General features: G+C 70.4%; 16 protein-coding genes and 1 pseudogene. 9 read left to right on the top strand and 8 right to left on the bottom strand.

All coding sequences use genetic code 11. The features are described 5' to 3' along the window. Nucleotides 1-1,536 carry a glycoside hydrolase family 43 protein gene (locus IQ279_RS25575; RefSeq protein ID WP_206351688.1) on the top strand — a complete coding sequence of 512 codons (1,536 nt, stop codon included), beginning with the start codon at nt 1-3 and terminating at the stop codon, nt 1,534-1,536. 217 nt (nt 1,537-1,753) lie between these two features. Continuing rightward, nucleotides 1,754-2,770, top strand: a complete 1,017-nt coding sequence (locus IQ279_RS25570; protein ID WP_307792538.1) for a LacI family DNA-binding transcriptional regulator — start codon at nt 1,754-1,756, stop codon at nt 2,768-2,770. Here the strand turns inward: IQ279_RS25570 and IQ279_RS25565 are convergent. From IQ279_RS25565 to IQ279_RS25545, 5 genes are all read right to left on the bottom strand, one after another. Then, entirely contained in the window at nt 2,753-4,582 is a 1,830-nt protein-coding gene (locus tag IQ279_RS25565; RefSeq protein WP_206351686.1) for a CocE/NonD family hydrolase, read from the bottom strand. The two genes, IQ279_RS25570 and IQ279_RS25565, sit on opposite strands and share 18 nt — an antisense overlap. After that, complete coding sequence (gene arfA, locus IQ279_RS25560; RefSeq protein WP_206351685.1) at nt 4,579-6,078, bottom strand: arabinosylfuranosidase ArfA; 1,500 nt, start codon at nt 6,076-6,078, stop codon at nt 4,579-4,581. The genes IQ279_RS25565 and arfA overlap by 4 nt, the downstream gene beginning before the upstream one ends. A 139-nt stretch (nt 6,079-6,217) precedes the next feature. Beyond that, entirely contained in the window at nt 6,218-7,120 is a 903-nt protein-coding gene (locus IQ279_RS25555; RefSeq protein ID WP_206351684.1) for a carbohydrate ABC transporter permease, read from the bottom strand. After that, the gene (locus tag IQ279_RS25550; RefSeq protein ID WP_206351683.1) at nt 7,120-8,142 is read right to left on the bottom strand and encodes a carbohydrate ABC transporter permease; all 1,023 of its coding nucleotides are present in this window, start codon (nt 8,140-8,142) and stop codon (nt 7,120-7,122) included. Before IQ279_RS25550 ends, IQ279_RS25555 begins: the two co-directional genes overlap by 1 nt. Before the next feature lie 10 nt (nt 8,143-8,152). Further along, entirely contained in the window at nt 8,153-9,439 is a 1,287-nt protein-coding gene (locus IQ279_RS25545) for an ABC transporter substrate-binding protein (protein WP_241028746.1), read from the bottom strand. Between the two features lie 265 nt (nt 9,440-9,704). Between IQ279_RS25545 and IQ279_RS25540 the strand changes: the two genes are divergently transcribed. Then, on the top strand, nt 9,705-11,240 hold the full coding sequence (locus IQ279_RS25540) for a GH39 family glycosyl hydrolase (protein ID WP_206351681.1): 1,536 nt from the start codon (nt 9,705-9,707) through the stop codon (nt 11,238-11,240). 234 nt (nt 11,241-11,474) lie between these two features. Next, nucleotides 11,475-12,047 (top strand): GNAT family N-acetyltransferase, encoded by a 573-nt coding sequence (locus IQ279_RS25535; protein ID WP_206351680.1) that lies wholly within the window; start codon nt 11,475-11,477, stop codon nt 12,045-12,047. 395 nt (nt 12,048-12,442) lie between these two features. Here IQ279_RS25535 and IQ279_RS25530 read toward each other — a convergent pair whose 3' ends face one another. Further along, nucleotides 12,443-13,120, bottom strand: a complete 678-nt coding sequence (locus IQ279_RS25530; RefSeq protein ID WP_206351679.1) for an esterase/lipase family protein — start codon at nt 13,118-13,120, stop codon at nt 12,443-12,445. 274 nt (nt 13,121-13,394) lie between these two features. Here IQ279_RS25530 and IQ279_RS25525 point away from each other — a divergent pair, with 274 nt between their 5' ends. Further along, the gene (locus IQ279_RS25525) at nt 13,395-14,081 is read left to right on the top strand and encodes a response regulator (protein WP_206351678.1); all 687 of its coding nucleotides are present in this window, start codon (nt 13,395-13,397) and stop codon (nt 14,079-14,081) included. Nucleotides 14,082-14,213: 132 nt separating this feature from the next. On the opposite strand, the gene IQ279_RS25520 is transcribed toward IQ279_RS25525, so the two are convergent. Then, entirely contained in the window at nt 14,214-15,194 is a 981-nt protein-coding gene (locus tag IQ279_RS25520) for a hypothetical protein (RefSeq protein WP_307792537.1), read from the bottom strand. 1,097 nt (nt 15,195-16,291) lie between these two features. Here IQ279_RS25520 and IQ279_RS25515 point away from each other — a divergent pair. From IQ279_RS25515 to IQ279_RS28565, 3 genes and pseudogenes are all read left to right on the top strand, one after another. After that, nucleotides 16,292-16,870, top strand: coding sequence for a carbonic anhydrase (locus tag IQ279_RS25515; protein WP_206351676.1), 579 nt, complete (start codon nt 16,292-16,294; stop codon nt 16,868-16,870). Continuing rightward, nucleotides 16,867-18,360 carry a SulP family inorganic anion transporter gene (locus IQ279_RS25510; RefSeq protein ID WP_206351675.1) on the top strand — a complete coding sequence of 498 codons (1,494 nt, stop codon included), beginning with the start codon at nt 16,867-16,869 and terminating at the stop codon, nt 18,358-18,360. Before IQ279_RS25515 ends, IQ279_RS25510 begins: the two co-directional genes overlap by 4 nt. Nucleotides 18,361-18,674: 314 nt before the next feature. Then, a pseudogene (locus IQ279_RS28565) lies at nt 18,675-18,827 on the top strand (DUF3103 family protein); the annotation flags it as partial. Nucleotides 18,828-18,930: 103 nt separating this feature from the next. Here IQ279_RS28565 and IQ279_RS25500 read toward each other — a convergent pair. Next, nucleotides 18,931-19,842, bottom strand: a complete 912-nt coding sequence (locus IQ279_RS25500) for a helix-turn-helix transcriptional regulator (RefSeq protein WP_206351674.1) — start codon at nt 19,840-19,842, stop codon at nt 18,931-18,933. A gap of 77 nt (nt 19,843-19,919) precedes the next feature. Here IQ279_RS25500 and IQ279_RS25495 point away from each other — a divergent pair, with 77 nt between their 5' ends. After that, complete coding sequence (locus IQ279_RS25495) at nt 19,920-21,443, top strand: MFS transporter (protein WP_206351673.1); 1,524 nt, start codon at nt 19,920-19,922, stop codon at nt 21,441-21,443. Nucleotides 21,444-21,673 lie beyond the last annotated feature (230 nt).

Raw genomic sequence — 21,673 nt, 5'->3', positions numbered from 1 at the left:
GTGCATACCTACGACAACCCCGTGATCAGCGGATTCCACCCGGATCCGAGCGTGTGCCGGGTCGGTGACGACTACTACCTGGTGTGCTCCAGCTTCGAGTACTTCCCCGGACTGCCGCTCTTCCACAGCGAGGACCTCGTGCACTGGGAGCAGATCGGCAACGTGCTCGACCGGCCCGGGCAACTGCCGCTGCCGCTGCCCGGCTCCAAGGCGTCCGGCGGCCTCTACGCCCCCACCATCCGCCACCACGACGGCCGTTACTGGGTCGTCAACACCAACGTCGACGGCGGCGGCAACTTCGTCGTCTCGGCCGAGCGGCCCGAAGGACCGTGGAGCGACCCGGTGTGGATCGACCTGCACGGGATCGACCCCGACCTGGCGTGGGAGGAGGACGGCACCTGCTGGTGCGCCTTCTCCGGGCCCGAGGGCGGCATCAACATGGCCAGGATCGACCCGGTCGGGGGCGAGGTGCTGGAGGGTCCCTTCGCCACGTGGTCGGGCAGCGGCCTGAAGTACCCCGAGGCGCCGCACCTCTACCGCATCGGCGACTGGTGGTACCTGCTGATCGCGGAGGGCGGCACGGAACGCGGCCACAGCGTGTCCGTCGCCCGTAGCCGCTCGCCGCGCGGCCCGTGGGAGGGCGCGCCCGCCAACCCCCTGCTGTCCCACAGCGGTACCGCCCGTTCCATCCAGAACACCGGCCACGCCGACCTGGTGGAGGCTCCCGACGGCAGCTGGTGGATGGTGCTGCTCGGCGTCCGCCCGCGCGGCTTCACGCCCGACGTGCACGTGCTCGGCCGCGAGACGTTCCTGACCCCCGTGGAGTGGGACGAGGACGGCTGGCCCGCCGTCGCGCCCGTCCCCGGCACCCATACGGCCCCGGGCGGTGCCTGGCGTCCCGTTCCGGCCCCGCCCGCCCGCGACGACTTCGACGGTTCCGCCCTCGCGCCGCACTGGATCTCGCCGTTCGCCCGTCCGGAGGGCTCCTGGTCGCTCACCGAGCGCCCCGGCCGGCTGGTCCTCCGCGCCACCGGCCCCACCCTCGACCGCCCCGGATACACCTTCGTCGGCCGCCGCCAGCAGCACCACGACTGCCGCGTCACCGCCGCGATCGACCCGGGTACGGGACGCGGCGGCCTGTGCGTGCGCCTGGACGAGGCCCACCACTACGAGGTGGAGGTCGGGGACGGGGAGGCCGGCGTCGTCGCCCGGATCGGTCCGCTGCGCCGGACCGTGGCCCGCAGGCCGGTCCCGGCCGGGCCGCTGACCCTCGCCGTGACGATCCGGACGTCCGATCTCGTGCCGGCCTCTCCCGAACTCACCGACGGCGGGACGACGGGCCCCGACACCATCGCCTTCTGGCTCGGCGATCCCGGCGCCCCGGGTGCCCGGCCGCTGGCCGAACTGGACGGGCGCTACCTGTCCACCGAGGTCGCCTGCGGCTTCACCGGCCGTGTGATCGGCATGTACGCCACCGAGGGCACGGTCGCCTTCGACTGGTTCGAGTACACCCCGGCCCCGGCGCCCTCCGCGTGACCCCGGCGCGCGGCCTCGTACGGCGCCCACGTCCCGCGCGGGACGTGGGCGCCGTACGAGGCCTGCCGCGAGGCCGAGCCGAGCCGCGGTGACCGGCGACGCGGGCCCGAGAGGCGCCCGCCGCGGCATCGGCCCGGCGTCCTGGGCGGCTTCCCCGCCGGATAACCTGTCCCCCATGCCGCCTCGCCCCGCCGGATCTCGCCCCACCCTGTCCTTGGTGGCCAAAACCGCCGGCACGAGTGTGCCCACCGTGTCCAAGGTGCTGCGAGGCGGAACCGACGTCTCGGCCGAGACGCGCGCGAAGGTCATGGAAGCCGTGCAGGCCGTCGGCTACACCCGCCGGGCCGGGGTCAAGAGCGAGAACTCGCGGGACGACAGCGGCTTGTCCAACGTGCTCGATCTCGTGGTCACCCACTTCGAGGGGTCATGGGCGAACCTGCTGATAGCCGGGGTCGGGCGAGAGGCGGCGGCAGCGGGACTCGACGTCGTGCTGACACTCGCCGAGCCGCACGGCGACTGGGTGTCGCGGGTCCTGCGCAGGCGCACCATCGGCGCGATCGGGACGCTGGTCGACCCCAACTCGCGGGAGTTCAACGCGCTCAGTGCCGCAGGTGTCCCCGTGGTACTGATCGACCCGATGAGCACACCGCCGTCGGGGATGGCGAGCGTCGGCGTGGCGAACTGGGACGGCGGCCGCATGGCCGCCGAACACCTCCTGTCCCTCGGCCACGAGCGGATGGGGGTCGTCGCCGGCCACGCCCGGCATCTCTTCAGCCGGGCGCGCGTCGACGGTTTCCGTGCGGCGGCCGACACGGCGACCGGCGGCAGCGCCACGGTGTCCGTGGGCTACGGCGGATGGAACCGCGCCAAGGCCGTGACCGCCACCCACGCCCTGCTCGACGGCGACCCGGGGATCACGGGGATCTTCGCCTGCGCGGACTCCATGGCACTGGGCATCTACGACGCGCTGGACGCCCGTGGCCTGCGGATCCCCCAGGACATCAGTGTCATCGGCTTCGACGACCTGCCCGAGGCGCAGTACATCACCCCCGGGCTGACGACCGTCAGACAGCCCAGCACCGAGCTGGGCGCCGCGGCGGTCAAGCTCCTGACCGGGCTCTCCCGGGGCGAGGACGGCGGCGCCCGGTCCCCCGCCCGCATGGAGCTGGCCACCGAGCTGGTCGTACGAGCCTCCACCGGGCCGGCCCCGGCAGCCTCAGCGGCACGCCGGTGACACGGGCCGGGCGTGTTCCCGGCCGGTCTCGTCGCGGTGCTGTACCGGCGCCTCCGTCACGACCTGGAGGATCAGGCGGCTCGGGTGGGCGGCGCCGTGGCGGATGGCGTACTCCGCCACGGGGGGTGCCTCTGTCGCCCCGGCCGGCATCGCCCGGGCCGGTTCGAAGACATTGCGCCCCACATCCCAGCGGGGTGACGAACTCGGTGCGATGTCGGCCCGCACCCGGTGGCCCGGCAGGAACGTGTGCGCCGTCGACCAGAGGTCCACGGCGAACTCCTGCTCCTGATCCGGCTCGACCGGCCGCCTGTCGCCCAGGCCCGTGACCGGGTCGACCAGCCGCGCCGACCCCCGCTGCACTCCGTCGGCGATGACGCGGCTGCCGCCGTCCGGGTGTTCGTCGCACAACCGCACGACCACGTCCGCGTCCGTTCCCGTGGTCGTGAGGTGGACGACGGCGCGGACCGCGCCCATCACCGTGAGCTCCTCGGCGAGCGGCACGGTGCGCCACGACACCACGTCCTGCCGCGCCTCGATCGGCGCCTGGTCGGCGGGCCCCGCCCCGAACGGCGCGAAGAGCAGCACCGCACCGCCGCACGTCGGCACCGGGGACGCCGGATCGCTGGTCAGCCGCCGTTCACCGCTCCCGGCCGGCCCGGCCGCAAGCGATCCCCCGGCGCCCAGGTACAGCTCGAGCGTCCGTGTGCCGCGCGGGGGGAACTCCTCCAGCTCGACCCACCGGTTCGAGCCCATCAGGAACACGCGCACCGGCGGCGTGTCGGCCGGGACCGCGCGCAGGGCGGCGTCGAACCACCGCACGTGCCGCGCGGTGAGGTCCCCGCCGCCACCGAGATCACCGGCGGACGCTCCCGGTCCGAAATCCACGCCGGCCGTCCGGCCCGACATGTCGTCGTGCGTCCAGGGACCGACCAGAAGGCGGGGCACCGGCCCGCCGGTGTCCTTCGCGCGGCGCAGCAGGCGCCGGTAGATCTCCAGAGTCGACCCGAGGAAGACGTCGAACCACCCGCCGGTCAGGAGGACCGGGACGTCGATCGCGTCGATCCGGTCGACGATCTTCCCGGCGCGGTGCCGCGCCGACCCCAGCGGCTCCCGCAACCGGTCCAGGCCCCACACGACGATCGCCTCGGCGTCCGGGCAGGCACTCAGAGCGCCTGCCCGGAACGCTTCCCCGGATCCGATCGCGCGCTCGGTCGCCTCCCACCGCCCCCGCTCGGCCTCCCGTTCACGGGCTGATTCGATGCGCGCGATCAGGTCCGGGGCGATCGCGTAGTGCGTCCACGCCAGGGTGCTTCCGATCTCCGGCACACCGCCGCGGAACCGGAAGCCGTCGAGTGCCGACATCGCCGGCGTCATGGCGGGTGCGATCGCCCGCAGAGCCGGAGCGCCTCCCAGAAGGGCGCTGAACTGGGTGTCCGAGGCATAGGAGGCGCCCCACATCCCGACGGCGCCGGTGCATTCGGGAAGCGCCGCGAGCCAGGCCACGGCGTCGGCGCCGTCGGCCACCTCCTGCGCGCACGGGTCGAAGACCCCTTCGGAGCCGAAGCGCCCCCGCACATCCTGGAGCGCGACGAGGTATCCGGCGGCGACCAGACGGCGGACGTCGAGCATCCCCTCGTGCTCGTCACGGGTCGCGTCGTAGGGGTGGCGGGTCAGCAGGGCCGGCCACGGCCCGCTGCCGTGCGGAACCAGCAGGACGGTCCGCAGCCGTGTTCCGTCGCGCAGCGCACAGGTCGTCTCGTGGCGCTCGGCCACCGGGTCCGGCTCCCGGCCGGGTTCGGTTTCCTCGCTCATCGCAGGGCGACCGCCGTCCACGACACCGGCGGCAGCTCGATGGTGAGCAGGCCTTCGGCGAGTGCCGCGCTCGGGTTCGCGGCCGGGATCACCCGGTGCTGCTCGGCGAGTGTGTTCCTCGCGTACACGTCCGAGTCGGCGAGCGTGACCGCCTCGGCGATGCGCGAGGAGCCCAGGCCGCGCACATCGATCGTGACCTGCGCGGCCTCGGCCAGGTCTCGGTTGACGAGGAAGACCGCGGCCCGGTCCTCGTCGGCGGTCGCGACGGCGTCGATGACGGACGCCTCGCCGTGGCGCGCGGTCCCGTACGTCGGGGCCTCGATCACGGGCCGGATCACCTGGCCGGACGCGAGCCGGCTCGTGATCGAGAACGGGTGGAAGGTCGTCTGCCGCCAGGCCGGGCCGCCGGGCTCGGTCATGATCGGAGCGATCACGTTGACGAGCTGCGCGAGGGAGGCCGAGGTGACGCGGTCGCTGCGGTTGAGGAGCGTCATCAGCAGGTTCCCGACGACGACGGCGTCCGCCACCGTGTACTTGTCCTCGAGCTGCCGGGGGGCGTGGCGCCACTCGTCGTAGGCCTCCACGGACTCCTGGTGCTCCTTGAGGTACCAGACGTTCCACTCGTCGAAGGAGACGTTGATCTTCTTGCCGGAGCGTTTCTTGTGCCCCACGTGGTCGGCGGTGGCGACGACGGTGTCGATGAAGTAGTCCATGTCGATGGCCGAGGCGAGGAAGGAGCCGAGGTCGCCGTCGTGCTCCTGGTAGTACGCGTGGCACGAGACGTAGTCGACGTGGTCGTAAGCATGCTCGAGTACCGTGCGTTCCCAGTCGCCGAAGGTCGGCATGCCGGATCCGGAGGAGCCGCAGACGACGAGTTCGAGGTCCTTGTCGGCCCGCTTCATCGCGGCGGCGGTGCGGGCGGCGATCTTGCCGTAGTCCTCCGCCGTCATGAAGCCGGTCTGCCAGGGCCCGTCCATCTCGTTGCCCAGGCACCACATGCGCACGTTGTGCGGATCCGGTGTGCCGTTGGCGATGCGCAGGTCCGACAGCGCGGTGCCGGAGGGGTGGTTGGCGTACTCGAGCAGGTCCAGGGCGGGCAGGATGCCTCGTGTGGCGACGTTGACCGCCAGCATCAGTTCGGAGCCGGTGAGTTTGAGCCATCTGGCGAACTCGTCGAGGCCGACCTGGTTCGGTTCGAGCGAGCGCCAGGCGAGGTCGCGGCGCACCGGGCGCTTGTCGCGCGGGCCGACCGAGTCCTCCCAGCGAAACCCGGAGACGAAGTTGCCGCCCGGGTAGCGGATGGTCGTGCAGCCGAGTTCTCTGACGAGTTCGACGACGTCCATGCGGAACCCCTCGTCGTTCGCGCTCGGGTGTTCCGGCTCGTAGAGCCCGGTGTACACGCAGCGGCCGAGGTGCTCGACGAACGAGCCGAAGGTGCGGCGTCGGACAGGGGCGATGACGGCCTTCCTGTCGAGCTCGATGCGGGCGCGGGGCAATTCGGCGGTCCTTTCGGGAGGGTGGCACAGGGGGGTGGGTCGCGGGCTGGGCGATGCCGTCGTTCAGCGGCCCGCCCCCACCGGAAGGCATGGCAGGGGCAGGCGCGGGACGCTTCGGTTCTGGTTCCTGGTGCCGGTTTCAGCCCTTCACGGCGCCGGTGAGACCACCGACGATCCGCTTCTCGAAGATCGAGAAGAAGATCAGTGCGGGCAGCATGGCGAGCGAGGTGAACGCGAGGACCTTCGTGGTGTCCGTGGAGTACTGCGAGGAGAACACCTGGACGCCGAGCGGCAGGGTGTAGTTCGCCTGCGAGTTGAGGATGTACAGGGGCAGGATGTAGTTGTTCCAGCTGCCGACGAACCCGAGGATGCCGACGGTGACCACACCGGGCAGCGACAGCGGGACCACCATGCGGAAGAAGAACCCGAGCCGGCCCATACCGTCGATCGCGGCGGCCTCCTCGAGTTCGTTGGGGATGGCCCGCAGGAACGGCACCAGGATGATGACGGTCACCGGCAGACCGAAGGCGATCTGCGGGATGATCACACCGAGCAGGTTGTCGACGAGGCCGAGGTCCTTGATGACGAGGTACAGCGGGGTGATCGCGACGACCATCGGGAACATAAGGCCCGCGGCGAACAGGGAGTACATCGCGCCCTTGAACCTGAAGTCGTAGCGTGCGATCACGAAGCTCACCATCAGACCGAGGACGACGATGCCGACTGTGCTCGCGACCGCGACGATGAGGGAGTTGGCGAACTCGCCCCAGAACATCGTCGACTTCAGGACACCGATGTAGTTACCGGCCACCCAGGGGTCCGGAAGGGCGGCCGGTTCCGTGGTGATCTGCGCGTTGGTGCGGAATCCGCCGAGCACGATGAAGAGCACCGGTGCGATGCAGACGCCGACCAGGAGCAGCGCGACGAAGTAGGTGGCGGGGCTCCCCCACTTCTGCGGCCTGTCGTGGTTGCCGCGACGGCCGGTGGGCGGCTTCGGCTCCTTAGCGGAGGACATCCGGGAGGTGGCGGTCGTCGCACTCATCACACGGTCCCTTCGGTGACGGCGCCCTGGAGGTCGCGGCGCAGGACGAAGCGCTGGTAGAGCAGAGCGACGACGAGCGAGATCAGGAACATCACGACCGCGACGGCGCTGCCGTAGCCGTAGCTGCCCGCGTTGCGGCCCTGGGCGAGCATGTAGATCGCCATGGTCGAAGTGCCGGCGGTGCCCGAGACGTACTGGCCCCAGATGATGTAGACGAGGTCGAACAACTGCAGCGAGCCGATGATCGACAGGAACGCCCAGATGCGGATCGTCGGCCCCAGCAGCGGCAGCGTGATACGGCGCTGGATCTGCCAGTAGGAGGCGCCGTCGATCTGCGCGGCCTCGAAGATCTCGTCGGGGATCGACTGCAGGCCGGCGAGCATCAGGATCACCGCGAAGCCGATGTACTTCCACGTGATGATGACCATCAGCGTCCAGATGGCCAGGTCCGGGTCGGCGATCCAGTCGGTCTCCAGGGAGCCCAGGCCGATCGAGCGCAGCAGGTCGTTGACGGCTCCGTTGCTCTGGAGCAGCAGGCTCCAGCCGGTGCCGACGATGACCTCGGAGATGATGTAGGGCACGAAGATCAGGACGCGGATGGTGGAGCGGCCACGGATCCGCTGGTTGAGCAGGAGTGCGAGGACGATCGCCAGCGGGCCCTGGATGACCAGCGAGAGCACCAGGATCAGGCCGTTGTGCCACAGGACGTCGTGGAAGGCGGGGTCGGTGAGGATCAGCTTGTAGTTGTTCAGGCCGACCCAGTCGGTGGGGTCCCCGTAGCCCTTCCACTGGTAGAAGCCGTAGTACGCGGCGAGCGCGACCGGGAAGATCACGAACGCCAGGAACGTGATGATCGCCGGTGCGGACAGGACCGCGATCTCCAGGCGCATCCTGGCGCGGCCCCGGCGGTGCGCAGCCGCTCGCGGCGGAGCCGGGGAAGCGGACTTGGCCGCGTCCCCGGCTCCGGACGCGCCCTGCGGCTGGCGGCCGTCGGCCGTGTCGGTGCCCAGGGTGTTGCTCATGTCTGCTTACTCAGCCCTTCTCGGCGGCGGCCTTGACGTCCTTGACGATGTCGGCGGCGGAGCCCTCACCGGCCATCAGGTTCACGACGGCGATGTTCATGGCGTTTCCGACGTTCTGGCCGTACACGGTGTCGAGGAACTGCATCGAGTAGGCGGCCTTGTTGAAGGCCTGCAGGGCCGAGATGTTGTAGGGCTCGGTGACGACCCCCTGGGCGTCCTTGTTCACCGGGATCGTGTCGAAGGCCTCGGCATAGGCCTCCTGCTGCTCCTTGGTCACGACGAACCGGAGGAAGTCGAGGGCCTCCTTGGGCGCGTCCTTGGACAGCGAGTACCCGCCGGCGCCGCCCATGATGGCGGTCGGGTCGCCCTTGCCGCCGGGCACAGCGGGGAAGGGGAACCAGCCCAGGTCGGGGAGCGGTTTCTTGTCCGGGGTCAGGTCGGCGATCACGAGGGGGTTCCAGTTGCCCATGAGTTCCATGGCCGCCTTGTGGTTGGCGAGCATGCCCGCCGACGATCCGGCGCCCTGCTGCGAGGAGGCGGTCAGGAAGCCCTTCTGGAAGGGGTCGGTCTCCAGGAGCGAGGCCAGGTCCTCGCCGGCCTTGGTCCAGCACGGATCGTCGAACTCAAGCGACTTGGCGGCCTCCTGCATGACCTCCTGGCTGCACTCGCGCAGGGCGAAGTTGTAGTACCAGTGCGCGGCCGGCCAGGCGTCCTTGGCGCCGACCGCGATCGGCGCGACGTCGATCGCCTTCAGCTTCGCGACGGCGTCCTTGAGTTCGTCCATCGTCGTCGGCGGGGAGGTGATGCCGGCCTTCTTGAACAGGTCCTTGCTGTAGTAGATGCCCTCGGGCTGCGTGTCGAGCGGCATCGCGTAGACCTTGCCGTCTATCGAGACGCCCTCGAGGGCCGCATCGCCCACATTGGCCCTGTCGGTGTCGGTCAGGTCCAGCGCCTGGATCTGACCGGCGTCGACCATGGCCTGCATCTTGCCGCCGCCGCGCTGCAGGAAGATGTCGGGCGCGGAGTCGGAGTTGAGCGCGTTCTGCAGCTTGCCGTCGAGGTCCTCGTTCTGGACCGACTGGATCTTGATCGTGACGTCCGGGTGCAGCGACTGGTACTCCTTCGCGGCACTCTTCCAGTAGTCCGCACCGCGCCCCTCCATCGCGTTCGTCCAGAGGGTCAGCGTGCCCTGACCACCGGGCGAACCGTCGCCGCCGTCGCCGCCTGCGCAGCCAGTGGCGGCGAGCGCGATGCCCAGGCCGATCGCGGCAGCCGTCATGCTGCGGGTCTTCCTCATCACCGTGGAACTCCCTGATCTGTCGTCAGTGGTCCAAACTCTTTTAGTTTGCGCAAACTTATAGGCCGTCCGCGAAGCGGGAGCTAAGGTGTACAGTCAGAAACAGTCGAGAAGCAACCAAGATTTTTCGCAAGTTGCCCAATCGTTACCGACTCAACCGCCGTCGCAGGCGGCCAGGCCCCGGCTTCCGGGACTCGGCCCGGAAGGCCCGCCTCCATACCGAGCGCCTCCGGCGAGCACCGCACCGCAGCAAAGGACCCCCACCATGCGGATCGTCGTCCCCCGGCAGCCGACAGCCCGGCTCTCCGACGCCTGGCGCCACTGCGTCGGCACAGGCCGGCTCGACCTCGCGCTGCGGCGCGACTACCAGGAATCCCTCGGCCTCGTCCAGAAGGAGATCGGTTTCCGGTACATCCGGGGACACGGCCTGCTCAGTGACGGGATGGGTGTCCACCGTCCCTACGAACACGCCGGCGAGCGGCGCGTGCGCCACGCCTTCACATACGTCGACCAGGTGGTGGACGCCTATCTGGGAATGGGCATCGCGCCCTTCCTCGAACTCGGCTTCATGCCGTCCGGGCTCGCCTCCGGCGACGACACCGTGTTCTGGTGGAAGGGCAACATCACCCCTCCCCGTGACGAGAAGGAGTGGGCGGACCTCGTCCGCGCCGTCATCGGGCACCTGGTCGACCGCTACGGCATCGACCAGGTGCGCCGGTGGCCCATCGAGGTGTGGAACGAGCCCAACCTGGCACCGTTCTGGTCCGCGGACCAGGACGCCTACCACCGTCTCTACGAGGTGACCTCACTGGCCGTCAAGGAAATCGACGCCGAACTCCAGGTCGGTGGGCCTTCGTTGGCGCCGGGGTACGAGGACGAGTGGATCCGGCGCTTCGCCGGGTTCGTCGAGGCCCGCGACCTGCCGATCGACTTCGTCAGCCGCCACGCCTACTCCTCCGGTCCCGAGCAGCCCGTGCCGTTCGGCACTCACCAGACGCTCATGCCGGCATCGGCGCTGCTGGAGCAGTTCGGCGCCCCGCGGCGGCAGCTGGCGGGTACCGAACTCGCGGACCTGCCGGTCCACATCACCGAGTTCAACTCCTCGTACCGGCCGGACAACCCGATCCACGACACCGCCTTCCACGCGGCGTACCTCGCGCCGGTGCTGGTGAACGGCGGCGACATCGCCGAATCCTTCTCGTACTGGACGTTCAGCGACGTGTTCGAGGAGGTGGGCGTCCCCACCGCGCCTTTCCACGGCGGCTTCGGACTGCTGACCCACCGGCAGATCAGGAAACCCACCTACCATCTGTACGCGTTCATGGCCGAGATGGGCGAGCAGGTGCTCGCCCGGGGCGAGGACCACCTGGTGACGCGGCACGGCGACGGCCGCGTCACCGTACTGGCCTGGGCGCCGGCCGACCCGGCCGGCGGCGAGCCCGTCGACGGCCACACCCTCCGGCTGTCCCTGCCCGTCGGCGCTCCAAAAGCGCGGGGCGCCGCCTTCGCGCGCCGCCGCTCCGTGAGCGAGGACGCCGGCAACCCCTGGGCCGCCTGGTGCGAGATGGGACGGCCGCTCGCGCCCGGCGACCGCCAGATCGACGCCCTCCGCGAAGCCGCCGAACCCGCCCGCTCGCACCGGAGCGTGCCCCTCACCGACGGGCGCGCCGATGTGGACCTCGTCCTGGGCCGCAACGAGGTGACACTGCTGGAGCTCACCACGGTCGTCGACGAGACGCCACCGTGGTGGAGCGACGACCGGCTGTTCGGCCTCGGCACCGAGGGCTTCGGCACACCGTGAACCGGCCGTGAACACCCCGACGCCCACCGGGGGTCGCGGCAGCGGGCCGCTGCCGCGCTCCCCGGCAGGCCGATCGGCCCGGCAGCTCCGACCGCCAGCAGCGCCACCGCTCGCCGGACCGCTCTTCGGTCGAAGGCGTGCGCGATCCGTCGGCAGGCGCCGTGATCGTGAGTGCCGGGCCGGGATCGGGTATCCGGTGTTCCGCCCGCCTCATGAGGACACAAAATGGTCCGCATGACTTTGGCCACCCCCGTACTGCACACCGCTCGCCTGCGCCTGCGCCCCTTCACCGACACGGACGCGGACCCCCTGTTCGCGCTGCACAGCAACGCCTGTGCGATGCGTTACTGGGACTCCCCGCCGTGGAGGGAACGGACCCGCGCCGATCGTTTCATCGCGATGTGCCGAAAGATGGCGGATGAAGGCACCGGGGCACGGGTAGCCATCGACCGCGCTTCTGACGGCGCGTTCGTCGGCTGGTGCGGTCTGACCGGTTGGAACCCGGACTACCGCAGCGCGTCGTTGGGCTACTGCCTCGCCGATGCGGTGTGGGGCCACGGCTACGCGACCGAGGCCGCGCACGCCTTGCTGCGGTGGGCGTTCGACACACTGAACCTGAACCGGGTCCAGGCCGAGACCGACACGCGCAACGAGGCATCCGCCCGGGTGCTGGAGAAGATCGGATTCGTGCGCGAGGGAACGTTGCGGAAAGACTGCGTCGTGAACGGCGATGTATCCGACTCGTGGGTGTTCGGGCTGCTCAGGCGGGAGTGGCAACCGTCGGCTGTGCCGGTTCCAGCCCGCTGAGGGGCGACGAGTTCCTCCTTTCTCGACTGGTGATCACTCATCCGTGGCATGGATCTCCGGGTGGGCTCAGCACAGGTACGCGCATGCCGGGACGTGGACATGGAGCGCGTCGGCGGCGAGGAGCCACCGCGGCTTCATCACCTCGGGGAAGCCGAAGGCGTAGGCGGGAAGGCCCACGTGTCCGGTGGTGTCAACAGCCGCGAGGATCCGGTGGGCGGACGACGCAGCCGGCGATGCCCCGGTGGCAGGGGCTCGACTCGCATCAGCACCGTGTGTCGTCGGCCCCCGCCGGACAGGGCGCGGCAGCCCGCGAGGAGGAACACCGGCGCAGTCGGCGGCCCGCCCCGGAGCCGGTTCGGCTTCGGGGCGGGCCGCCACGATGCGGGTGTACCTGCTCAGGAGACGACACCGCGCACGGCGTTGACGACCCCGGTGTTCGAGATCATCCCGATGTGCCCGAGGCAGGCGGTCCGGCGGTTGTCGGCGCCGTCGAGGATCGTGCTGCCGACCGGGTTGATGACAAGGTCGCAGGGTGAACGGAAGGTCGTATAACTGACCTTGCCGGGTGTGGGGTCACCGGCGTTGAGATTTCTCAGGAAAGCCGACCCGGCGCGCATCTCCTTGCACGAGGTGATGAGGAAGGAGCAGAACCCGGCGATCGCGGTCCCGTTGTTCGGCCCGCCGATCGACACCCAGTCGTCGACCCGGTCGGCGCCGCCGAGGTTCTTGATGTAGTAGCGCGAGGAGAGGCCGCCCATCGAGTGGGTGACGATGTCGACCTTGCTCGCGCCGGTCCGGTTCAGGACGCCGTCGATGTAGTCGGACAGCCGGCCCGCGATGGTGGCGTTGGAGCGGAACGAGTCGTACCCGAAGACGTACAGCCGGTCGTCGGAGTAGCCGTTCGCCCTGAAGTTGTCGGTCATCGTGGAGAACTGGCCGCTTTTTCCGGCGAAGCCGTGCACGAAGACGACGGGCTCCGAGGTGTCGGCTTGTGCGGTGGTGGAGGTTAGCGGTACGGCCAGCACGGCGGCGAGCAGGACGCACATCGAAGTCAGGGCATGACGCAGGCGCATCTGGACTCCTGTCGGGGAAGCAGTGGGGGCTGCTGCGTGGGAGGTTCCGGGAGCGCGCGTCCCGCACCGGAAGCGGACCGGTGCTTGTGTGGACGTCAGGTTACTCACACGTAGCCCGGCGTTGACATCACGGGTGCATCACGGTGTGTGATCTACGGAAGTCGCCGGGCCGGTCTCCAGGAGAGATCGCCACGCATACCGGCGAACCGCGGGTCGGCCTGCGGACAGCGCCTCGCTGAGCGCGTCGGCTGCCGGAGAGGCCTTCGGGGCGCGGTTGCGTATCGCACGGGAGCTGCACGACTCGCTCACTCACCAGATCTCGGTCACCAAGGTGCAGTCCGGGGTCGCTGTCCGTGTGGCCCGGCGCCGCGGCGAGCAGGTGCCGAGGACTCTGCTCGCGATCCGGAAGGCCTTGGCGCTCGTCGGTGAGCAGCTGCCCGACGTCGCGCTCATGGACATCCGGATGCCGGTCATGGACGGCATCGAGACGACCCGGCGCATCGCCGCGGACCCGGCCCTGGCCGGTGTGCACGTCGTCATGCTGACCAACTACGGCATGGAGGAGTACGTCTTCGACGCGCTGCGCGCCGGCACCGCCGGCTTCCTCGTCAAGGACATCATCCCGGAGGACTTCCTGCACGCCGTACGCGTCGCCGCCCGGGGTGACGCCCTGCTCGCCCCTGCCGTCACCCGCAGGCTCATCGACCGGTACGCCGCCCAGCCACCGCCCACCAGCGCCGGGAGGGGGCTGGAGGAGCTCACCGGCCGCGAACGCGAGGCAGTCGCCCTGGCCGCGCGGGGGCTGTCCGACGAGGAGATATCGCCGGCCGCATGGTCATCAGTCCCCCTGACCGCCAAGACCCACATCAACCGGGCCATGGCCAAGCTTCATGCCCGCGACCGTGCCCAGCTCGTGGTTCTCGCCTACGAATCCGGCCCGGTGGCCCCGCGCGCCTTCTGACTGCGCTCGCCGTGGACCTGATCGTGGTGGCGTGCCTGGAGTGGCTCACCGTCCCCGGGGGGCAGCGTCCGTTTCCCGGCGAGTACCCGGCCATCCGGTGGAGAGAGCACCGCCGGTCTTCGCGGGCGGGGGTCAGGGGCGGCTGCCCGGCCACGTCACCCGCAGCCTGCGGAGCAGTCCTCCGTAGTCCTCGTCGTCGGCGCCGATGAAGAGCGGGAAGGAGCCGGCGACCAGGGCGACGCCTTCGATCTTGAGGCCCGAACCGCGCGCGAGTTGCCGAGGCGGCTCGACAGGACGCAGCCTGGCGCCGGCGGGTCCGCCCGGGCGGATCGTCGCCGCACGGTACACGGCGCTGTCAAAGGGGCCGAGGTCGCCGGGATCGTATGCGGACGAGATGTAGAGGTTGCCTTCCCCGTCGACGTCGAGCCCCGAGGCGGGACGGGCGTCCGGCGGCTCGGCCGCTGTGAAGGAAACCGACGTCCACCTGCTGCCGAACGTGATCCCGCCGCTCTCCCCGATCGTCAGGCGAGTCATGTTGATGTTGGTGGTGTCGCTTCCCCGAGCCCGCTCGGCATACAGGAAGTAGTCCTTCCCGTGAACCGTTGCGACCGCCGTCGCCTCCACGTTCACAAGCGGTTCAGGCGTCCTGGGCCACGGCGCAGCGCCCGCGATCTCGATGTCGAGGTCCTTGTCCCATCTGGCGAGATAGACGGTGGGGTCGGGATCGTCACCGTCGTCGTTGCTCTCGACCAGCAGGGCCTCGTCGCGGTGGGGCACACGAGCGATGCTCTCGAGGTCGTTCGACACGTCGGGGAACGCGACGTCGAGCTCCTGGACGGCGATCCCGCCGGTGCCGGTGGGGGTCCGCACGATCGAGAGGCGCGGCAGGTCGCGTTCGGCGGCGGCGTCCTTCGCGTCATGGCAGACCAGGAAGAGCTGCCGAGACTCTCCGTCGCCTTCCACGGCGGTGGATCCGAGCCAGGTGATTCCGCTGAAATCCCGTGGTGTCCCGGTCTCGCCCCGGCCGGCCGCCGAAGCTCCGGGGTCGACGCCGCCCGCGGTGAGCGCCAGAGCGCTCAGCGCGGCGGCGGCCGGCAGCAGACGGTGTGTCACAAGCCGACGCCGCATCGTCCTTCCTCCTTCCTCCCGTCGTGGAGCGGACACGACCGCCGGGTCCGCTGCGCACAAACCTAGAACCGAGGATCCAGGACCTCGGCTCAGGCGCCGCCGGAGTACCGGGTGAGTTCGGGATTCCCCCGGTCGGAGGACAAGCGCGGAGGGGCGGGGAGGCGATGCACCCACGCGGGTCGCGAGCGCCCGCTCCGACCACCGCCGCCTCGCGGCACACGCCGCCCCGCTATCCGAGTACGAGTATCGCCTCGGCGACCTCGTCGGCCGCCGCCTCGGGGATCGCGGTGGCGGCGATGGTTCGGGGGACCCGATCCGGCGCCCGAACTCATCGCTTGTGCGTGAAGCACGTGCGGGTGCTCCGGAATCGCCCGTGGCCTCCCGCAGACGGCCACGGGCGAAGGCCCGGCCCGGGGGTGCCCGGCTGCCGGGCACGACGGGCACGACGGGCGACAGGGCGGATTCGCGTCATCACACCCTCGGTTTTCGGGCTCTCTTGGGCCGGAAGTGTCGACTTGCTCATGCAAGGCGCTTTACCGGGATAAGGTTTTTCTTGACTGGCCTTTGACCAACACTTGGCCTGGCCGAGAAGTGCTCGCTGTCCGGAGAGGGGCCCATCTTGCGAGGTGTGGAGCCATGTGATGCGGTCGCGTTCACCGCCACCACCCCGTTCGACCTTCGTTTCCCTCTCCCCTCTCCGCTCCGTTCACTTCCGCACATATCTTCGACCGCGCTGAGGCCAATGCCTTGCGGCCGAAGATCGCGGTGAGCGGAAGGGCCTCGCGCGACAAGAGCGCGACCCCTCGTTTCCGCGACAGCTCCGGAGCGTCGGCCGGGCCGCTCCACCCCTGCGGCCGGCATCACGCCTGCGTTCCGGCGCTTTTGGCACTCGGGGACACACTCCCCACCCCGAGCCCGGCGGCCGACCACGAGTCGGCCGTGTCCGACGCCTCACGCTCCCGTCTCTCCATACCAACGACGGTTCTCCGGGCCTTCCGCCTCTGACGCAGGCAAGAGACACCCCCGACCCCTACCGTGCGTGCCCGACGCGCCCCTCACGACGCGCCAGGAGGATCCACCACATGCAGACCTTCATCGACCATGCCCGCACGTTCGGGCGGCGTCCGAAGGAATTCGCCGCACACGCCGAAGGCCAGACCCCGCAGGTGCTCTTCATCACCTGCGCCGATTCCCGGGTCGTACCGGCCCTGATCACGGGCGCCCGCCCCGGCGAGCTCTTCGAGCTGCGCACCGCGGGCAACATCGTGCCACCCCACACGTTCGAGCGCCCCAACAGCGAGGCGGCAACCATCGAGTACGCCGTGGAAGTCCTCGGGGTGAAGGACGTCGTCGTCTGCGGTCACTCGCACTGCGGCGCGGTGGGCGCTCTGGTCCGCGGTGACGACCTGGACACCGTGTCGGCCGTGCGCGACTGGCTCCACCACGCCACTCCCTGTCCCAAGGGAGACCCCCTGGACCCGACCGTCTCCGAGGGGGTGCGGAACCACGTCCTGACCCAGGTACTGCGCCTGCGGTCCTACCCGTGCGTGGCCGCGAGGCTCGGCAGCGGCGAGCTGAACCTGCACGCCTGGTACTACGAGGTGCACACCGGCACGGTCCTGACACACCGTCCGCAGACCGACACCTTCGAGGCGCTGTGAGGGCGGGCAGGGGCACGGCGGACGGAAAGCGCGCCACAGCCGCCTTCCCCCACCTGAAGCAGGACTTCGCCGCCTCCCTGGTGGTCTTCCTGGTGGCGCTCCCGCTGTGCGTCGGCGTGGCGGTCGCATCAGGGGTCCCGGCCGAGCTCGGCCTTGTCACCGGAATCGTCGGCGGCATCGTCACCGGCCTCATGCCGGGCAGCAGTCTCCAGGTCTCCGGCCCCGCCGCGGGCCTGACCGTGCTGGTCCTGGGGGCCGTCAGCCAGTTCGGGCTGCCCGCGCTCGGCGTGATCGTGCTGGTGACCGGGCTGTTCCAACTGGGTATGGGCGCACTCAACCTCGGCCGCTGGTTCCGCGCCATCTCCCTGTCCGTGGTCGAGGGCATGCTCGCCGGCATCGGCCTGGTCATCATCGCCGGCCAGGTGTACACGGCCGCGGACACCGCCGCCCCGAAGGGAGGCATCGACAAGATCCTGGGCATGCCCAAGGCTGCGGTGGACGCCCTCGGCGACTCCGCGGCGCTCGTCTCGCTCGCGGTGGGCGCGGGCACCGTCGCCGTCGTCGTGCTGTGGCAGCGGATGCCCGGGAGGGTGCGGGCCGTGCCCGGCGCGCTCGCGGCGGTGCTGCTGGCCACCGCCGCGTCGGCGCTCTTCTCCCTGCCGGTCGCCACGGTGGAGGTCCAGGGCCTGCTCGGCGTGATCCAGCCGCCCGGGACGGACGCCTTCGCCGACCTGGCCGACCCGGCGTTCATCGGCACCGTCCTCGCCTTCGTCCTGATCGCCTCGGCGGAGAGCCTGTTCAGTGCGGCGGCCGTGGACCGGCTGCACGACGGCCCGCGGACCCGGTACGACAAGGAACTGATCGCACAGGGCGCGGGCAACACCGTGTGCGGTGTGCTCGGCGCGCTGCCGATGACCGCGGTGATCGTACGCAGCTCGGCCAATGTCCGGGCAGGTGCGAGAACCAAGGCGTCACGAGTGCTGCACGGTGTATGGCTGCTGGTGTTCGCGGCGCTGCTGCCCTCGGCCCTGGCACTGATCCCGATCCCCGCCCTCGCCGGCATCCTGGTGCACGCGGGCTGGAAACTGATCCCGTTCCGCCGGGTCGCCACCCTGTGGCGGGGGAACCGGGGCGAGGCTCTGATTCTCGTGGTCACAGCCGTCTCGATCGTCGCCGTGAACATGTTCGAAGGTGTGCTGATCGGTCTGCTGCTGTCGATCGTCAAGACCGCCTGGGACGCTTCGCACGTCAGGCTGGAGGTCGTCGACAAGGGCGCCGGTCCCATCCAGGCGCATCTGTCGGGCAACGCGACCTTCCTGCGACTGCCGAAGATCCTCGACACTCTGGAAGCCCTTCCCCAGGACCGTCCGATCGAGCTGGACCTGTCCGGACTGCACCATCTGGACCATGCCTGCCGCTCGGCACTGGAGAACTGGGCCGAGCGGCACACCGCGGCCGGTGTCGATCCGGTCCGCCTCCTGGCGGCCTGACCACCGGAACCGGGCGAAAGGGGCTCGCTCCTGCCACAGGGGCGGGCCCCCCGGGAGGGAGGCGCGGCTCCACACGGCGCGGGGCGCGGGCCGCCCCGTCCGGACCCCCGAGGCGCCGACGCCCATGCCTCCGTCCTTCACCGGCAAACAGCCGGCCCGGCGGTACCGACGCCATCCGGGGCGCAGGTGCGGAACAGCGGTCTCCCGCACGCACCGTTTCGGACAGCATCTGCCGCGGGTCTGCCCCGTCATCGGCCCCGGAGCCTTTCCGGCGCCGCACCGGCGAAGGCCCGTCACTGCGGGGAGACACCGACATGGGCGCCCGCATCCCGCTGGTCAACGCCGTACTGGACGCCATGCCCGACCACTGGTGGACCGACGATCCCGATTACGTGGACTCCTGGTACACCCTCGCCCGGAACAGCGCGGGCTCGTTCAGGGGCGCACGGGGCAACGGCGCCATGACGCTCGAACCGTACTGGGCGCCGGCCTTCCGGACGCGTCGCACCGGCGCGGTGGGGCCCGCAAGCGTGCGAAGGCCCGGATCCCGTACGCACCGGTGGGAGAGGCTCAGTCCTGCCGGACGGAGGCGGGATCCGGCTCCGGGGCACTGTCCGCACGGTCCTGGTGCGTCAGGATCCGCAGCGCGTCGGCGGAACCCGGGTCGTTCGGGGTGTAGACCTCCAGCCGGTGGTCGGGGCTGTCGGGCTGGAGCCAGACCTGGTAGGTGATGCTCGTGGCGCCGACGGTGGGGTGCTGGAGGTGCATGGTGCCGACGGTGCAGTCGGCGACCTCCCCGGCCGCCCACATCATCGCGAAGTCGTCGCTGCGCATCGTGAGTTCCCCGATCAACTCCGCCAACCGCGCGTCGGTGGGAAAGCGACCGGCGGTGAGGCGAAGGTAGGCGACGTGGACGCGGGCGAGTTCGTCCCAGTTGCGGTACAGGTCGCGGGTGAGCGGATCGAGGAAGAACATCCGGGGAACGGAGGGACGCCGCGCCGACTCCTGCGGTGCGTTGAAGTCGATGTGCTCGGCGATGAGGGCGTGGCCCGTGCGGTTCCACGCGAGCACGTCTCCGCGCCGGCCCAGTACGATCGCCGGCGTCGCTTCGTCGAGTGCCTCCAGAAGCGTGAGCACCCGCGGGTTGGGAGTCTCGCGACGCGGCTCGGAGAGTCCGGGGTTCGACGGCTGCCGGGCGAGATTGTGCAGATGGACGCGCTCGATCTCATCGAGTTGCAGCACCCGTGCGAGGGCGTTGAGAACCTGTTCGGAGGCGGTCTCCACCTGTCCCTGCTCCAGACGGGTGTAGTACCCCGCGCTGACCCCCGCGAGTTGCGCGAGTTCTTCGCGCCGCAGGCCCGGGACCCGGCGGGCGGCCCCGTACGTGCGCAACCCGATCTCGGCCGGTGTGACCCGGTCACGGCGACTCTTCAGGAAGGTTCCAAGGCTCTCCACGTCAACGAGGGTAGGCCGCCCGGACATCCCGGTGGGTATACCTGTCAGGTGTACCCACAACAGGGGGGTGGCTGGCGGACATGCCTTGCCGGAGCGTGGGAGACATGTCTGAACAGCACGCGCACACCTCACCCGGCCGGCGGGCCTGGCTCGGCCTCCTGGTGACCCTCGGGCCGGTACTCCTGGTGTCCATGGACGGATCAATCCTGTTCCTGGCGATGCCCCGGGTCAGCCAGGCGCTCACGCCCACCGCGGACCAGGCCCTGTGGATCCTGGACATCTACGGCTTCGCCGTCGGCTCCCTGCTCATCGCGTTCGGCAGCATCGGGGACCGGTACGGTCGGCTGAGGCTGCTCATGATCGGTGCGACGGTCTTCGGCATCGGCTCCGCGGCTGCGGCCCTCGCGCCCACCCCGGAGTTCCTCATCGCCGCCCGCGCACTCATGGGAGTGGCGGGGGCGACCCTCCTGCCCTCCGCCCTGGCGGTGTTGAGCGAACTGTTCGGCGACCCCCGGCGACGGGCGCAGGCCATCGGGATCTTCGCAGCGGCGTTCGCCGCCGGGTTCGCCATCGGTCCGGTCGTCGGCGGCGTCCTGCTGGAGCGGTTCTGGTGGGGATCGGTCTTCCTGGTCAATCTGCCCGTCATCGCCCTGTTCCTGATCTTCGCGCCGGTCCTGCTCGGCGAAGTACGCGCGACCCGGCCGGGCCGTGTCGACGCGTTCAGCGTGGTGACCTCCGCGGTCGGCCTCCTGCTCATGATCTACGGTCTCAAGCACGCCGCGGCCGAAGGCGTCTCGGCCGTCCCCCTGGTCGCGGGAATCGCGGGAGCGGCGCTGCTGACGTGGTTCGCTCTCCGCCAGCGACGCCTCGAGTACCCGTTGATGGACTTCTCGCTCTTCCGGGACCGCGTCTTCACGGTCGCGATCATCACAGGGCTGTTGCCACTGGCCGCGTGGTCGGCGACCGCCTACCTGGCGGGTATCTACCTCCAGTCCGTCCTCGGGCTGTCGGTTCTGCACGCCGCGCTCCTCGCGCTGCCCGGCGCGATGGTGCTCACCACCACGTGCATCGTCACACCGATGGTGGTGGACCGCATCGGCAAACGGACCGCCCTGATCATCTGCCACTTCTCCATCGCCGGAGGCCTTCTGCTCCTGCTTCCGGCCACGACCGCCGGCGGGGTCGGCTGGTACGTCGCTTCCACGGCCGTCGCGGGTGTCGGCTACGGCATCTCCTTCGCCGTCGTCGCCGACACCGCAGTCGGCGCGGTCCCCACGGAGCGAGCCGGTTCGGCAGGGGCCATCGCCGAAACCAGCAACGAGATCGGCAATGCCCTCGGCATCGCGCTCCTCGGCTCGCTCGCCGCGCTGATCTTCCGTCTCCAGGGCCCCGACCTCGCACCCACCCTCGACGAGACGCTCCAGCTTCCCAGCCTGGCGTCCCACCTCGCCGGGGAAGCGAAATCGGCCTTCGTCACCGGCCTGCACGCGGCCGCCGTCGTGGCCAGCCTCCTGCATTTGGCCCTCGGGGGGCTCGCGCTCCGCTGGCTTCCCAGGTCCACGACGCCGGAGGCCACCGTCGACGCCCTCTCCGAGGACACTTCGGACCACGCAAAGACGACCGCCTGACGCACCGGGCCGAGCGCCTGCGCCCGTCCTCGACGGGCGCAGGCGCTCGGCGGTGGGAGACGGGACCGCCTCTCACCGCTCACATCGTTCGAGCACCCGGCCAGGACATGCCGTGACACCGCCTGCCCGGCAGCCGGAACCGGAGGCGCCGGGCAGGCGGTGCCCCTCTTCCCGGATGTTCAGGAGTCCGTGCCGCCCCGTGTCGGAGTCTCCCGTACCGGTACGGGGCG

The organism is Streptomyces verrucosisporus (assembly GCF_017114865.1).
Classification (GTDB): Bacteria; Actinomycetota; Actinomycetes; order Streptomycetales; family Streptomycetaceae; genus Streptomyces; species Streptomyces fenghuangensis.
The sequence above is the reverse complement of the archived record's forward strand: the minus strand, read 5'-3'. Positions and strand labels throughout refer to the sequence as shown.

What these genes read in the sequence shown, in the direction of transcription:
- IQ279_RS25565 (WP_206351686.1), bottom strand. Translation starts at nt 4,582, where the DNA reads ATGAGCGAGGAAACCGAACCCGGCCGGGAGCCGGACCCGGTGGCCGAG.
- IQ279_RS25555 (WP_206351684.1), bottom strand. Translation starts at nt 7,120, where the DNA reads ATGAGTGCGACGACCGCCACCTCCCGGATGTCCTCCGCTAAGGAGCCG.
- IQ279_RS25550 (WP_206351683.1), bottom strand. Translation starts at nt 8,142, where the DNA reads ATGAGCAACACCCTGGGCACCGACACGGCCGACGGCCGCCAGCCGCAG.
- IQ279_RS25545 (WP_241028746.1), bottom strand. Translation starts at nt 9,439, where the DNA reads ATGAGGAAGACCCGCAGCATGACGGCTGCCGCGATCGGCCTGGGCATC.
- IQ279_RS25540 (WP_206351681.1), top strand. Translation starts at nt 9,705, where the DNA reads ATGCGGATCGTCGTCCCCCGGCAGCCGACAGCCCGGCTCTCCGACGCC.
- IQ279_RS25535 (WP_206351680.1), top strand. Translation starts at nt 11,475, where the DNA reads ATGACTTTGGCCACCCCCGTACTGCACACCGCTCGCCTGCGCCTGCGC.
- IQ279_RS25530 (WP_206351679.1), bottom strand. Translation starts at nt 13,120, where the DNA reads ATGCGCCTGCGTCATGCCCTGACTTCGATGTGCGTCCTGCTCGCCGCC.
- IQ279_RS25515 (WP_206351676.1), top strand. Translation starts at nt 16,292, where the DNA reads ATGCAGACCTTCATCGACCATGCCCGCACGTTCGGGCGGCGTCCGAAG.
- IQ279_RS25500 (WP_206351674.1), bottom strand. Translation starts at nt 19,842, where the DNA reads ATGTCCGGGCGGCCTACCCTCGTTGACGTGGAGAGCCTTGGAACCTTC.
- IQ279_RS25495 (WP_206351673.1), top strand. Translation starts at nt 19,920, where the DNA reads ATGTCTGAACAGCACGCGCACACCTCACCCGGCCGGCGGGCCTGGCTC.